We start from the raw sequence: 14210 nt of genomic DNA, 5'->3' as shown, positions 1-14210 counted from the left end.
CCCGAACATCGTGATACGGCGGGTGGCCGGCGCGGGCCGGAACGATCGATCCGGCGCGCGCGACGCGACGGCGGGAATGCGGATCAGCGACGTGCGGTCGGGCCGCGCGGGTTGATCGTCACGGTGCGTCCGGCGCCAGGAGGTCGCCGGGCGACGGAGGCAGGAGCGGGGCGTCCAGCAGCCGTCGGACGGCCTCGCCGATCACCGGGTCCACCGGGAACCGCTCCGCCAGCCAGCCGAACACCGCCCGCGCCGCCTCGCGGTTGCGCGCGTACCCCGGGACCATCGCGGCCAGCGGCAGGACCTCCGGCGGGTACGCCTGCTCGACGCGGCGGCTGGCGTCGAACGGGTCGCGGCGGTGTCCCGCCCCGGCCCCGGTGAGACGCAGCAGCGCGATCACCCGGTCGACCGCGTACGACTGGATGAAGCGGGCCGCGGTGAGCCGCTCGCCGCGCAGCTCCCGGTGCAGGCCGACGTAGAGGTTGGTCAGCGCCTCGTTCAGGTGGAACTCCACCGTGTCGTACGGCGGTCCGCCCGGTGGCCGGCCGCACTCGGCCAGGGTGGCGGGTGCGTCGTCCCGCTGCCAGACGACGCGAGCGCCGGTGAACGGCAACCGCGCCAGCTCCGCGACGGTGAACACCGCGTACTCGACGAAGATCCCGTCGGCGTAGAGCGCCTTGCGGCCGTTGCGCTCGTTGGCGAAGCTGTACGCCACCGGGCACGGCGCCGCGAGCCAGCCGATCTCCTCGACGTAGCGGGGCACCGCGCCGTCGGCGACCACGACGAAGAAGTCCAGGTCGGAGTGCTCGTCCAGGCGGTCGTACGCCGCGCCGGCCGAGCCGAGGCCGAGCAGCGCCACGGCATCGGGGCGGGTGCGCAGGTGGGCGGCGAGGTCGTCGAGCCGCCGCAGCATCGGGTGCATGCCGTCGTCCCTTCGGCGAAGAGTCGACGTTTCAGCCCGTACGGCCCTGATCGCCGCCGGGGTCGCGACACCGTGCCGCCCATTCTGTGCCCCGCCGGCCGCGTCCTTCAAGGGACCAGTAGGGGTCGGAAGGGGTTCAGAGGTGTCCCGTACCTGGTTAGCGTCGGCCCCGAGCGGGCCACCGTACGCGAGAACGACCGCCGCATGCGGCGCTGCTCCCGGTCGGTCTCGACTCACCTTTCACGCGATCCGGCAGAGGGAGACCCACATGGGGCGGGCGGAGAACAAGGTCGTCGTCATCACGGGCGCGGCCCGTGGTCAGGGGCGCAGCCACGCGGTCCGGCTGGCCGAGGAGGGCGCCGACATCATCGCGATCGACATCTGCAGGGACATCGACTCGGCCGGCTACGGCATGGCCGGCAACGAGGACCTGGAGGAGACGGCGCGCCTGGTCAAGGAGGCCGGCGTCGGGTGGTCGTCCGGCACGCGGACGTCCGCGACTACGGCGCGCTGCGCGCGGCCATCGACGAGGGCGTCGCCGAGCTGGGGAAGATCGACGTCCTGATCCCGAACGCCGGCATCCTGCCGATGGGGCCGAACCAGCCGATCACCGCCTTCACCGGCACCATCGACGTCAACCTCGCTGGGGTGCTGAACACGGTGCACGCCGCGCTGCCGCACTTCAACGAGGGTGTGTCGGTCATCATCGTCGGCTCGATCGCGAGCTTCCTGCCGCCGATGCCCTCCGACGTGATGGCCGGCGCCGGGTACGCCGGGTACCGGTTCGCCAAGCACGTCCTGGTCGACTACGTGAAGGCGCTGGCGCTCCAGCTCGCGCCGACCAGCGGGCGGGTCAACTCGGTCCACCCGACCACGGTGGACACCGACATGGCCTTCAACAAGGGAATGTTCCAGACCTACCGGCCGGACCTCGACGACCCGACCGTCGAGGACGTCGCGCCGATCCTGAGCGCCATCCACGCCATGCCGATCTCGCACGTGACCCAGGCGGACGTGACGCACGCCGTCGTCTACCTGGCCTCCGACGAGTCGCGCTACGTCACCGGCAGCCAGATCAAGATCGACGGTGGCGCGCTGGCCATGCAGCACCTCTGACCTCGTCCCGCCGTACCCGTACGGCGGGGTGGTGGACAGCGGCGGTCGGCCGTGCCGGATGCGGCGCGGCCCGACCGGCGTCCGGCAGGGCAACCAAGGACCGATCGACAGCGGCGTCGCCCACGCGCGCCGGCCGCGGAAGAGGACGGACAGATGACCGACACGGGAGTCACGCTCTACCTTGAGCTGATCAAGAAGGTGATCGCCAACGAGATCTACACCGACAACGCCGCTCCCTGGTGGACGGGGGCCGAGGGCGCCGCGGTGCCCGAGGGGGGACTTCCGGGCACCTCCGCCGCGCACACGCTGGTCGGTCTCGAGGGTCTGGACAACGTGCAGGAGTGCGTCGAGCGGGTGCTGGCCGATCAGATCCCCGGGGATCTGGTCGAGACCGGGGTGTGGCGCGGCGGCGTGACCATCCTGATGCGCGCCATCCTCAAGGCGCACGGCGTCACCGACCGGCGCGTCTGGGCAGCCGACTCCTTCGCGGGCGTGCCCGAGGCGGGGGAGGGCAGCCACCCGCTGGACCAGGAGATGGCGCTGCACAACCTGAACAGCATGCTCAGCGTCTCGGCGGACGCGGTCCGGGCCAACTTCAAGGCGTACGACCTGCTCGACGAGCAGGTGGAGTTCCTGGAGGGGTGGTTCAAGGACACCCTGCCGGCGGCCCCGATCTCCTCGATCGCCGTGCTCCGCCTCGACGGCGACCTGTACGAGTCGACCCGGGAGGCGCTGATCCCGCTCTACCCCAAGCTCTCCGCGGGCGGGTTCATCATCATCGACGACTACAACATGGAGCCCTGCCGGGCGGCCGTGCACGAGTACCGCGACGAGCACGGGATCACCGACGAGATCCGGCCGGTGGACAACGGCGGGGTGTTCTGGCGCAAGACGGCCTGAGCCCGCGTACGCCGACAAGGGCGCCGCCTCCCGACGGAGGCGCGCCCTTGTCGTGTCGGCCCTGCCGGCGCACGCGCGAAGGCCCTTCTCCAACGGGGGAGGAGAAGGGCCTTCGCTGCCGGTGACCGACGCCCGCGCTCAGTCCGTCTTCTTCTGGAAGAAGACCGCGGCGAGGGTGACGGAGACGACCAGGATGCCGACCGACCAGGCGAGGGCGATCCAGGGGTTGTCGCCGACCGGCCGGTCGAGCAGGAACCCGCGGACACTCTCGATGATCGGCGTGGACGGCTGGTGCTCGGCCACGCCCTGCAGCCAGCCGGGCAGCGTGTGGATCGGGACGAACGCGCTGCTGACGTAGGGCAGGAACATCATGATGAAGGCGAAGCTGGCGGCCGCGTCGGTGGACTTGGTGAGCAGCCCGACGACCGCGGAGAGCCAGGACATCGCCAGGATGAAGGTGACCAGGATGCCGCCGGCGGCGAGCCACTGGAGCAGGCTGGCCTCGGGCCGGAACCCGATGAGCAGGGCCACCGCGATCACCACGACCGTGGAGACGATGTTCTTGATGACGCTGGCGGTGACGTGGCCGCCGAGCAGCACCGCGCCGCTGACGTCCATCGACCGGAACCGGTCGATGATGCCGGTGCTCATGTCGTTGGCGACGCCCACGCCGGTCTGGGCGGCGCCCCACACCGTGCAGAGCAGCAGCACGCCGGGGGAGACGTAGGTGACGTAGTCGCCGCCGGTCTGGATCGCCCCGCCGAAGAGGTAGACGAAGAGCACCATCATCATGATGGGCAGCATCAGCGCCATCATCAGGGCGTCCAGGTCCCGGCTGGTCAGCCGGGTGCAGCGCGCGATCATGGTCACCATGTCGGTCCCGAGCGAGGTGGGCCGGGGCCGGTTGCGCAGGACGATGGACTCAGTCACCGACAGTCTCCTTAACTCTCTCCACCTCCGGGCTCGGGGTGGGGTGGCCCGTCAGCGCCAGGAACACGTCGTCCAGCGTGGCGCTGTGCACCTGGAACTTCGTGACCCGGTTGCGCTGCGGGTCTGCCTCGTCCAGCACGGCCCGGACCTGGTTGGCCGAGCCGTCGGTGGTGACCCCGATCGTCAGCAGGTCGAGATCCTTGGTGACCACCCGCTCGCCCAGCAGCGCCAGGACGTCCTCCAGCGCCGCGCGGTCGACCAGTTCCAGGTCGAGCCGCTGACCCGCGACCCGCTCCTTGAGCTGGGTCGGGGTGCCCTCGGCGACGATGGTGCCGCCGTCGAGCAGGGCCACCCGGTCGGCGAGGCGGTCGGCCTCCTCCAGGTACTGCGTGGTCAGGAAGATGGTCAGGCCGTTGGCGGCCAGGTCGGCGATGACGCCCCACAGGGCGAGGCGGCTGCGTGGGTCCAGGCCGGTGGTCGGCTCGTCCAGGAAGACCACCGACGGGGCCCCGACCAGGCTCGCGGCGAGGTCGAGCCGGCGGGCCATGCCGCCCGAGTAGGTGGCCAGTCGCCGGCCACCGGCGTCGGTCAGGTCGAACCGGGCGAGCAGCTGCTTCGCGCGCTCCTGCGACTCGGCGCGGGACAGGCCGGTGAGCCGGCCCATCATGCGCAGGTTCTCCTCGCCGGTCTGGTTCTTGTCGATCGCCGCGTACTGGCCGGTCAGGGTGATGGCCCGCCGCACCTTGCGCCGCTCCTTGACGACGTCGAAGCCGGCGACCCGGGCCTGGCCCGCGTCGAGGGAGGTGAGGGTCGAGAGGATGCGGACGCTGGTCGTCTTGCCCGATCCGTTCGGGCCCAGCAGGGCGAACACGCTGCCCCGGGGGACGGTGATGTCCACACCCTTGAGCACCTGTACGTCGCCGTAGGACTTTCGTAGCCCGCTGGCTTCTATTGCCAATTCGTAGGCCATTGTCGTTGCACTCCTTGCCGTCCCTGCTCCGGGTGGTCTTCTGCGTGCCTCGTACGCTGATTCGTGTAGACTGTACGCAGTTCGATGTTCGCCTGTCAACCTGCTTCGCCGCCGCAGGTCAAGACCGTTCTCAGCCGCCGCGCCGGGCGCCTCCGGTGGGGGTTCGCGGGCGGCGCCGGTTCGTGGGTGGTCGGGCCGCGGCCGGCGGGTCGCCGAGCGGCGGACCGGCGGCGGCGTCACGGTCCGCAATGGGAGGCGGCGCGGCTGGATTTCCCGTGCTCGACAATGCGCGGAATCGCCACCGACGGCTGGCTTGCTGAGCTGTTCTGAAACGTCCTCACTCATTTTCCGTCATCCGGGATCAGATGGGGGATGACCCTGATGTGTGGCCCCTCGGCGCGTGCGCCGACCCCTAGGTGGTCCGCGTCCGTGCTGCTCACGGCCGAGTTCGGAACCGCCGCCGGTGGTCCTGATCGGGGGTGCCGGCGTGCCGGTTCGCGGCCGGCGTCCGGTGGTGGGGTTGACGCGTCGAGTAGCCGGTGTGTACGGTCTGCACACAACGGTATACGGCATACACAGAAGCTTTCGGGGTCTATTCCCGAGCCGATTTCTGTTCGGTTCGAGGTTGACGCCGGGAAAGTCGCCACAATCATTCCGTTCTCACTTGTCGCATTGATGTTCGACTTCCCGTGTCAATTCGCGCCCGGCGCGGAGCGGCGCGGGTCGTCGAGGCGGACGGTGAGACGGCGCGGACGAGAGGGCACAGGCGGCCGACGGCCCGGGAGGGCTCACCCCTCGGGTGGTCGCCCATCGCCCGGGAGGTGAGGGCGACGGTGATCGGAGCGCACAGGGATCGGGTGAGGCTGATGTCGGGAGGAATGGTGGGTCTGCGTTGGGAACACAACGTGGAGGTCACGGTGTCTCCGGACGGGTGGCTGATCCTGCACCGGCAGCCCACCGCCGTCACGTACCGGTACCCGCCCTTCGTCACGGTCTCCTGGATCTCGCTGCAACGGCACGGCGGTGACCTCAACCTGGCCGCGGACGAGGTGGCCACCAGTTGGGAGGCGGACCGCGCGGAGATCATCGTGGTCATCGGCCGGTGGCTCGACGAGCTGCGCGACGCCGGCCTGGTGCGCGAGGACTGACCCCGCCGGTGACCGCCGCTTCCGATGCCCGCCGGGTCGGTCCCGACGGTGTCGACGCGGTGCTAGGCAACGGCGACCCGGTCGGTCCCGCCGCTGTCGGCCCGGTCGCCCCCGACGCTGTCGGCCCGTTCCACGGCGGCGGCGACGGCGGCGGCCCGGTCAGTGGCATCGCGAGGCCCAGGCACCCGGCGCCCGGTAGTCCGCCGCCGGGGACCACGACGCCTCGGCGCGCCGACGGCCGGGGCCCGTACCCCGAGCGGCGCGTAGCGCGCACATCAGGGCGACCGTGGCCGCCGCGAGCTCCTCCTCGGTGGGCGCGCCCCGGACCACCACCAGCCGAGGAACCGCCGCCGCGTCGAACTCCTCCGCCGCGGTCACGTCGGCGGGTTCCCGTGCTTGCGCCCGGGCAGCTGCACCCGCTTGGCCCGCAGCGTCTCCAGCGCCCCGATGAGCACCGCGCGCGTCTCGGCCGGGTCGATGACGTCGTCCACCAGGCCGCGCTCGGCCGCGTAGTAGGGGTGCATCAGCTCCTGTTCGTACTGCTTGATCCGCTGCCGGCGGGCCACCTCCGGGTCGGGCGCGCCGCGATCTCCCGGCGGAACACCACGTTGGCCGCGCTCTCCGCGCCCATCACCGCGATCTCGTTGCTCGGCCAGGCGAACGAGAGGTCCGCGCCGATCGACCGGGAGTCCATGACGATGTACGCCCCGCCGTACGCCTTGCGCAGGATCACCTGGATCCGGGGCACCGTCGCCGAGCAGTACGCGTACAGCAGTTGGGCGCCGTGCCGGATGATCCCGCTGTGCTCCTGCGCCGTGCCGGGCAGGAAGCCGGGCACGTCGACCAGGGTCACCAGCGGGATGCTGAAGGCGTCGCAGGTCTGCACGAAGCGGGCCGCCTTGGCCGAGGCCAGCCCGTCGAGAGCGCCGGCGAGCATCCGGGGCTGGTTGGCGACGATGCCGACCACGTGCCCGTCCAGCCGGGCCAGGCCGCAGACGATGTTGCGGGCCCAGGAGGCGTGCACCTCGAGCAGGTCCCCGTCGTCGGCGATCTCCCCGATCACCTCGCGCATGTCGTACGAGCCGCGGGGGTCGGCGGGCACCAGGTCGAGCAGGCGCGGGCAGCGGCGGTCCGGCGGGTCCCCGGTGGGCTGCACCGGAGGCAGCTCCCGGTTGTTGGACGGCAGCAGCGAGAGCAGGTGCCGGACCTCGGCCAGGCACTCCGCCTCGGTGTCGTGCACGAACGAGACGGTGCCGGTGACCGAGGCGTGCACCTCGGCGCCGCCGAGCTGTTCGTGCGTCACGGTCTCGCCCGTCACCGCCTGCACCACGTCCGGCCCGGTGAGGTAGAGCTGGGCCACGTTGCGGACGGCGAAGACGAAGTCGGTCAGCGCCGGGGAGTACGCCGCCCCGCCGGCGCAGGGCCCGAGCATCACGCTGATCTGGGGGATCACCCCGGACGCCTGGACGTTGCGGCGGAAGATGCCGCCGTACCCGGCCAGGGCGGTGACGCCCTCCTGGATGCGGGCACCCGCGCCGTCGCCGAGGCAGACCAGGGGCGCGCCGGCCGACTCCGCCATGTCCATGATCTTGTGGATCTTCTCGGCGTGGGCCTCGCCCAGCGAGCCGCCGAAGATCCGGAAGTCGTGCGCGTACGCGAAGACCGTTCGGCCGTCCACCTTGCCCCAGCCGGTCACCACGCCGTCGGTGTGCGGGCGGCGGTCCTCCAGCCCGAACCCCGCGGCCCGGTGCCGGCGCAACTGCTCGATCTCCCGGAACGTGCCCTCGTCGAAGAGCAGGTCGAGTCGTTCCCGGACGGTGAGTTTGCCCTTGGCGTGCTGCTGCGCCGAGGCGCGGGGCCCCGGGCCGGCGACCGCCGTGGCCTTGACGGAATGCAGCTCGGCCACCCGGGACCCGAGGTCGGAATGCCGTTTGTCCACCATGCGTCGTCGCCCCTCACGCTCGCCGACGTCGACCCGCGTCAACCGGCTGGTCGGGCTCTCACGTAACCACTGGCGACGGCGGCGCGAACAGAACGGCCGCCCCCTAACCCGGGCGCCGGATCCCCTAGGCCGCCCGCCCGACGACCCCAGGGCTACCGCCATTTCCGCAGCTAAACCCGGGTGAGAGCACGTGTTTCCAACTGATCGGACACTCTGCCGAAGTGCTTGACGCTGTTCCGCCGTACTGCTTAGCATGTACGCGTGGGGCATACGCAGAAGCGTGCCCCACGTGGTGGGGCACCTTTGGAAATGGCCGTCAGGCCCGATGAGCGACGAGGTCTTGTCCCCGTCCCAGGCGGACGACGCCGGGATCTCCGTGCCCTGAACGATCAAATCGGCATAGACGGGCATAGAAGGGTTTCGGCTCAATGAGCGATTCTGTCGGGCTACTGGCCAAATTGCCGAGTGGTCGGCGTTCCAAGTGGGCCATCCTCGCGTTGTGGATTGTCCTCGCCGTCGTGCTCGGCCCGCTCTTCGGCAAGATCGAGGACTACGAGGACCGGACTCCGTCCGGCACCCTCCCGCGTGGCGCCGAGTCGACCGCCGTCATGGAGGAGTTGGACAAGTACCGCTCCGCCTCCGAGGCCGTTCCCGTGGTCGCCGTCTACACCCGCGAGTCCGGGATCCAGGACGCCGACCGCAGCAAGGTGGAGGCCGACCGTACGGCGTTCGCGAAGTTCGCCGACGGCGGCGCTGCCATCCAGCCGGCCATCCCGTCCCAGGACGGCAAGGCGCTCATGCTGGTGGTGCCGCTGACCCGCGACGACGTCGAGATCGACTTCGCGGTCAAGGACCTGCGCACCGCCGCCCAGGCCGGCGCCCCGGCCGGGCTGGACGTCGACCTCGGCGGCCCCGGCGGCCTGCTCAACGACTACACACAGGCGTTCGAGAATCTCGACGTCAACCTGATGATCGCGACCAGCTCGATCGTCATCGTGCTGCTCCTGCTGATCTACCGCAGCCCGTTCCTCTGGATCTTCCCCCTGCTGGCCGTCGGCTTCGCCAGCGCGCTCACCCAGGGCGTCGCGTACCTGCTCGCCAAACACGCCGGGCTGCCGGTCAACCCGGCCAGCTCCAGCCTGCTGATGATCCTGCTGTTCGGCGTCGGCACCGACTACGCGCTGCTGCTCATCGCCCGCTACCGCGAGGAGTTGCGCCGGCACGCCGACAAGCACCTGGCCATGGGCATCGCGCTGCGCCGCTCGGGCCCGGCGATCCTCGCCTCGGCCGCGACCGTCGTGGTCGGCCTGGCCTGCCTCGCTCTGGCCGACATGCAGAGCGCCCGCAGCCTCGGCCTGGTCGGCGCCACCGGGGTGCTCTGCGCGTACCTGGCGATGGTCACCATCCTGCCGGCGCTGCTGGTGATCGCCGGCCGGTGGGTGTTCTGGCCGTTCGTGCCGAAGTTCGGCCAGGAGGCACGGGCCGGGCGCGGGTTCTGGTCCCGGATCGGCACGGCCGTCGGCCGCCACCCCCGGGTGGTGTGGCTCGGCTGCCTGATCGTGATCGGCGGCCTCGCCGTCAGCGCGCTGGACATCAAGATGGGGCTGGCCCAGACCGAGGTGTTCCAGACCAAGCCCCAGTCGGTCACCGCGCAGGAGAAGCTCGCCCGGCACTTCCCGTCCGGCGCGTCCGACCCGGCCATCCTCGTCGCCGACGCCTCGGCGGCCGGGCCGGTCAAGGCCGCCGCCGCCGGCGTGGAGGGCACGACGGTCGGCCAGGAGTCGCCCAGCCCCGACGGCAAGCGGGTGATCATCGACGTGGTGCTCCGGGACGCCCCCGACAGCGACGCGGCGAAGGAGACCATCGACGAGATCCGGGACGCGGTGCACGCCGTACCCGGGGCCAACGCGAAGGTCGGCGGCACCACCGCGGAGACCCTGGACATCGACCGGGCCTCCAGCCGGGACGCCCGGGTGGTCATCCCGGTCGTCCTCGCGGTGATCCTGCTGTTCCTGATCATCCTGCTCCGCGCCCTGGTGGCGCCGCTGGTCCTGCTCGGCACGGTGGTGGCGTCCTACTTCGCCGCGCTGGGCGCGTCACACCTGCTCTTCAAGCACGTGTTCGGGCACGAGGGGACGGCCTGGCAGTTGCCGCTGGTCAGCTTCGTCTTCCTCGCGGCGCTCGGCGTCGACTACAACATCTTCCTGATGACGCGGGTGCACGAGGAGGCCGCGCGACACGGCCATGCCGAAGGCGTGCGGCGTGGTCTGTCCACCACCGGCAGCGTCATCACCTCGGCCGGCATCGTGCTGGCGGCGACCTTCGCGGTCTTCGCCTCCATGCCGGTGGTCGACATGATCCAGTTCGGTGTGGTCGTCGCGGTGGGCGTCCTGCTCGACGCCTTCCTGGTGCGGACGCTGCTGGTACCGGCGCTCTCCTTCGACATCGGCCGGGCGAGCTGGTGGCCTGGGCGCCTCTACCGGGACCTCGGCAAGCAGGCCTCCGCGCCGGTCAGCCCGGGAGTGCCGGGGCCGGTGCGGGCCAGCAAGTAGCCATCGAGCGGGGCGGGTCTATAGGCCCGCCCCGGCCTCCGGTGGGCTGAGCGCTCTACCGCGGGCGGTGGTCGCCGGCGTTGGCCGGGGACCGTGACCTGGGGTGAGGCGGCACCGAGCCCGCGCAGGACGTGGGATTCGCTCTGGCGGCGCGCCCGACGATCTCGTCGGGCGCGCCGCTTCGTCGCTGCCCGAGAGCCGTCCCTGCCGCCTGGTGCCGGACCGCTGTCGCCGTGCCGTGCGTGGTGGGGCGCGGTTTGCGGCGTGTTGCGGTGACGGTCGGCCGGGAGGCCGCGACTTGCCGCACAGCGGAGGACTTCTTGTCCGCGCTGCACCGCCCGGGAGATCGGGGGAGTCGCCGGCCGTCCAGCGCTCGGCGTCGCCGTCGTCAGCTCTGAGCGAGTTGACGGCAGGGCGGCAGGCCCTTGGCGAGCGTGCGCGCCAGGTCGAGCTGGTGGCAGGGCAGGCCGGCCCAGGGCGGCTCGTCCCGGTGGGCGGGGCCGTCGGCGAATGTGGGCGGCGACCATCGGTACCGCTCCGACGCGCTGGGGACCGCAGCCCGCGTCCGACGGCACCACAGGATCGACGTGACGCAACGAGACTCGGTCCGGCGGAGTCCCGGACGGGCCCGGATCTGCGGAAATGTGGGCCGGGCAACCTGTCGGCAATGGGCCAGGTCGAGAGAAGCACACGAGGGTGACGACGGGCCGGCGGGTCGTCCCGAGGTCGCGTCTCGGATCGCTGTTCGGCCGTGAGGACAAGCCGGACGGCCAGCGCGGAAGGCCGGTCGTCCCGGCTCGTCGAGGCGTCCCGCCCGGTCGGGATAGGTCACGGTCAGGTCACACAACCGCTGTCGGGTGACGACGGGCCGGGGGGCGGGTGTGAGCCCCCGGCGGGTGTGGCTCGGGAGGAGCGGACCGGACCTGCGCGAATGCCGAAATCCCGCCGTCAACGAGCACCGAAAAGTGAACGATAAGTTGCCGGATCAAGTAACGGTTCGTGACATTTGAAGATCGCTCACATCGTTCCCGGATTGATTAGCGCGGCGTGATCAGTCGCATTAAAAATGGGACACACCGGCGAACTGGACATTCTGCAATTCGCCCGGATCGGATCGCCGACAGAACCGCCTGACCAGGGCCTTGTGCCCGATCTGTGCTAAAGAGGGTGGACTAGCATCACCGTCGATCTGTGGATATGATACGCCGCAACGTGGCTACCAGTGCTGGAGCGTTTCGACTACTACGCTACTTAGGGGTATGCAAACGTGGCGACCATGGGATATGAGGGGGCCCTGTCGCTGTTGCAAGGGCTCCTTCGCCAATGCGACGGCTCAAGCGGTCGACTGGCGCTCGTCGAGGGGGGACTCGCCAGCGGTAAAACATATCTGCTCCATCAATTTTCGCGTTACGTGGTGGAGACGGGGGCGTTACTTCTCAGTGGTACGGCATCACGGGCGGAGCAGTCGGTGCCGCTCGGAGTGGTCGATCAGTTGTTCCGTAGTGCCGACCTGGTGGACGCGCTGCCCGAACGGGCCGCCCGGCTCATCGGTTCGGTCGATGCGGGGGACCAGGACGGGGGATGGTCGGACCCGCCGGCGGAGCCGGATGCTCGATCGGGCTGGATGCGTGAGTTCTGCGGAGTGCTGCTGGGCCTGGCCCGGGAGCGCACCCTCGTGATCGTGATCGACGATCTGCAGTTCGCCGATTCCGCCTCGCTGCGGCTGTTGTTGTCGCTGCAGCGACGGATGGATGCGGCCCGAATGCTGCTCGTCCTGGGCAAGTGGCACCGACGCCGGCCGACGCTGCCGCTTTTCTACACGGAACTGACCCGCCAGCCGCACGAGAGCATCAGGTTGTCGGCGTTGACCGTGCCGGACATCGCCGATCTGCTCACCGAGAAATGGGGAAAGCCGGCGCCCGGATCCGTGGCCGAGGAATACCACGATCTGACAAACGGTAATCCGCTGTTGGTCCACGCGCTGCTCGACGACAATGCGTCGGATGCCGGGATCGAGGACGGGGCCACGCCCGTCGTCGGTGACGGATATGCCCACGCCGTGCTGGCCGGCCTGCACCGGTGGGACGCCCAACTGCTGGACGTGGCCGCCGCGGCCGCGGTACTGAACGAGCGTTCGGAGCCGGCCCTGATCGGCCGTCTTCTCGGAATGCGGAACGAAACCGCCGAGGAGGTCGTCGGAATACTGACCGAGGCGGGCGTACTGCGGGACTGCCGCATGCGCCATCCGCTGGGCGCGACCACGGTGCTGGAGAGCATGACCCCGGCGGAACGGTCCGCCGTCCACGTCCGCGCCGCCGACCTGCTCCACCAGCAGGGCGCGCCGGCGGCCGAGGTCGGGCGCACCTGCTCAACGCCGAGCAGGTGCCCGCCGACTGGGCGGTCGGGGCGCTGCGTACCGCGGCCGACCAGGCGCTGGCCGCGGACGACCCGGACCTGGCGGTGCGCTGCCTGGAGCTCGCGCTCTCCGGCTGCACCGACCGCAAGGAACGGATCGCCATCATGCACGCGCTCACCGGCGCGCTCTGGCGGCGGAACCCGTCGGCCACGCTGGCGTACCTGCCCTGTCTGCAGGGCGCGGTGCAGGACGGGGAACTGCACGGGCCGGACGCGGCGGCGGTGATCCGCTACAGCCTGTGGAACGGCGACGAGGACGCGGCAGTCCGGGCCGCCACGGCGCTCGGCGCGTCCGCCGATCCGATCGACGCGCAGACGGCGGCCGAGCTGGCCGTCAGCTTCCACTGGTTCCTCGGTCCGGCGCGGGGGCGCCTGTCCGAGTTCGGGCCCACCGGCACCACCCACCCGAGGGACCTCTGGGCGGACGCGGCGCAGCGACTCACCTCGCTCTGGGGCCGGGGCGGCGGGGAGGCCGCCACCACCAGTGCCGAGCAGATCCTGCGCAGCTGCCAGATCGGTGAGACCCCGTTGGAGGTGGTGGCCGCGGCGGTGCTCGCTGTGCAGCGCGGCAACAAGCCGGAGCTGGCCCGCACCTGGTGCGATCGGCTCATGCGGCAGGCCGCGGAGCGCGGCGAGGTCACCTGGCAGGCGGTGCTCTCCTCGCTGGCCGGCAGCATCGCCTACCGGCGCGGCGACCTGGTCAACGCGATCCGCCACGCCGAGCAGGCGCTGGCCCTGCTGCCGGAGAAGGGCTGGGGGGTCCTGATCGGTCAGCCGCGCGCCACCCTGATCGTCGCGCGCACCGCACGGGGCGAGCTCCGGGAGGCGGCCGAGGTGCTCCAGGCGCCGGTGCCCGACTCGATGTTCGGCACCGTCTTCAGCCTGCCGTACCTGCGGGCGCGGGGGCAGTTCCACCTGGCCACCGACCGGGTGCTGGCCGCCGGACGGGACTTCCAGCTGTGCGGCCGGCTGATGCGCGAATGGGACGTGGACGTGCCGGCGCTCATCCCGTGGCGCAGCGACCTGGCCGAGGTGAACCTCCGGCTGGGCCGCTCCGTCGAGGCCCGGGACCTGCTCACCCAGCAACTGGAGCGGGCGCGCGGGGCCGACGTCCGGGTGCGGGGCATCTCGCTGCGGGTGCTCGCCGCCGCCAGCGAGCCGGCGCAGCGTCCGACGCTGCTGCGGCAGAGCGTGGAGTGCCTCCAGGCGGCCGACGACCGGCTGGAGCTGTCCAAGGCGCTGACCGCGTTCAGCGTCGTCCGGCAGCAGCTCGGCGAGTTCGACCGGGCCCGGGTGCTGGCCCGGCGGGCCGCGC

9 protein-coding genes and 3 pseudogenes are annotated in these 14210 nt (G+C 71.1%); 7 read left to right on the top strand and 5 right to left on the bottom strand.

Annotated elements, in window-relative coordinates; genetic code table 11:
- Positions 1 to 118: 118 nt before the first annotated feature.
- A complete protein-coding gene (locus JNW89_RS11720) occupies positions 119 to 922 on the bottom strand; it encodes a hypothetical protein (RefSeq protein ID WP_238448929.1) in 804 nt (267 codons plus the stop codon).
- 268 nt (positions 923 to 1190) lie between these two features.
- On the opposite strand from JNW89_RS11720, the gene JNW89_RS11715 reads away from it, so the two are divergent.
- The 3 genes from JNW89_RS11715 (at position 1191) to JNW89_RS11705 (ending at position 2938) form a co-directional block, all read left to right on the top strand.
- On the top strand, positions 1191 to 1487 hold the full coding sequence (locus JNW89_RS11715) for a hypothetical protein (protein WP_238448928.1): 297 nt from the start codon (positions 1191 to 1193) through the stop codon (positions 1485 to 1487).
- Positions 1394 to 2038, top strand: a complete 645-nt coding sequence (locus JNW89_RS11710; RefSeq protein WP_238448927.1) for an SDR family oxidoreductase — start codon at positions 1394 to 1396, stop codon at positions 2036 to 2038. The genes JNW89_RS11715 and JNW89_RS11710 overlap by 94 nt, the downstream gene beginning before the upstream one ends.
- 153 nt (positions 2039 to 2191) lie before the next feature.
- Positions 2192 to 2938 (top strand): TylF/MycF/NovP-related O-methyltransferase, encoded by a 747-nt coding sequence (locus tag JNW89_RS11705; protein WP_238448926.1) that lies wholly within the window; start codon positions 2192 to 2194, stop codon positions 2936 to 2938.
- A gap of 138 nt (positions 2939 to 3076) precedes the next feature.
- On the opposite strand, the gene JNW89_RS11700 is transcribed toward JNW89_RS11705, so the two are convergent.
- Both JNW89_RS11700 and JNW89_RS11695 read right to left on the bottom strand, forming a co-directional pair.
- Positions 3077 to 3868, bottom strand: a complete 792-nt coding sequence (locus JNW89_RS11700) for an ABC transporter permease (RefSeq protein ID WP_238448925.1) — start codon at positions 3866 to 3868, stop codon at positions 3077 to 3079.
- The gene (locus JNW89_RS11695) at positions 3861 to 4838 is read right to left on the bottom strand and encodes an ATP-binding cassette domain-containing protein (protein ID WP_238448924.1); all 978 of its coding nucleotides are present in this window, start codon (positions 4836 to 4838) and stop codon (positions 3861 to 3863) included. The genes JNW89_RS11700 and JNW89_RS11695 overlap by 8 nt, the downstream gene beginning before the upstream one ends.
- 917 nt (positions 4839 to 5755) lie before the next feature.
- Here JNW89_RS11695 and JNW89_RS11690 point away from each other — a divergent pair.
- Complete coding sequence (locus JNW89_RS11690) at positions 5756 to 5986, top strand: hypothetical protein (protein WP_238448923.1); 231 nt, start codon at positions 5756 to 5758, stop codon at positions 5984 to 5986.
- A gap of 159 nt (positions 5987 to 6145) precedes the next feature.
- Here the strand turns inward: JNW89_RS11690 and JNW89_RS11685 are convergent, their stop codons facing one another.
- On the bottom strand, positions 6146 to 6364 hold the full coding sequence (locus tag JNW89_RS11685; RefSeq protein ID WP_238448922.1) for an acyl-CoA carboxylase epsilon subunit: 219 nt from the start codon (positions 6362 to 6364) through the stop codon (positions 6146 to 6148).
- Positions 6361 to 7928 (bottom strand): annotated as a pseudogene (locus JNW89_RS11680) (acyl-CoA carboxylase subunit beta). Before JNW89_RS11680 ends, JNW89_RS11685 begins: the two are co-directional and overlap by 4 nt.
- A 428-nt stretch (positions 7929 to 8356) precedes the next feature.
- Here JNW89_RS11680 and JNW89_RS11675 point away from each other — a divergent pair.
- From JNW89_RS11675 to JNW89_RS11665, 3 genes and pseudogenes are all read left to right on the top strand, one after another.
- The gene (locus JNW89_RS11675) at positions 8357 to 10480 is read left to right on the top strand and encodes an MMPL family transporter (RefSeq protein ID WP_238448921.1); all 2124 of its coding nucleotides are present in this window, start codon (positions 8357 to 8359) and stop codon (positions 10478 to 10480) included.
- Positions 10481 to 11756: 1276 nt separating this feature from the next.
- Positions 11757 to 12194 (top strand): annotated as a pseudogene (locus JNW89_RS38695) (AAA family ATPase); the annotation flags it as partial.
- Between the two features lie 668 nt (positions 12195 to 12862).
- A pseudogene (locus tag JNW89_RS11665) lies at positions 12863 to 14210 on the top strand (helix-turn-helix transcriptional regulator); the annotation flags it as partial.

The sequence above is a fragment of the Micromonospora sp. 4G55 genome (assembly GCF_016803375.1).
This window is presented reverse-complemented; position numbering and strand designations above follow the sequence as displayed.

Coding starts and splice junctions, on each gene's coding strand:
- JNW89_RS11720 (WP_238448929.1), bottom strand. CDS start 922: ATGCACCCGATGCTGCGGCGGCTCGACGACCTCGCCGCCCACCTGCGC.
- JNW89_RS11715 (WP_238448928.1), top strand. CDS start 1,191: ATGGGGCGGGCGGAGAACAAGGTCGTCGTCATCACGGGCGCGGCCCGT.
- JNW89_RS11705 (WP_238448926.1), top strand. CDS start 2,192: ATGACCGACACGGGAGTCACGCTCTACCTTGAGCTGATCAAGAAGGTG.
- JNW89_RS11695 (WP_238448924.1), bottom strand. CDS start 4,838: ATGGCCTACGAATTGGCAATAGAAGCCAGCGGGCTACGAAAGTCCTAC.
- JNW89_RS11675 (WP_238448921.1), top strand. CDS start 8,357: ATGAGCGATTCTGTCGGGCTACTGGCCAAATTGCCGAGTGGTCGGCGT.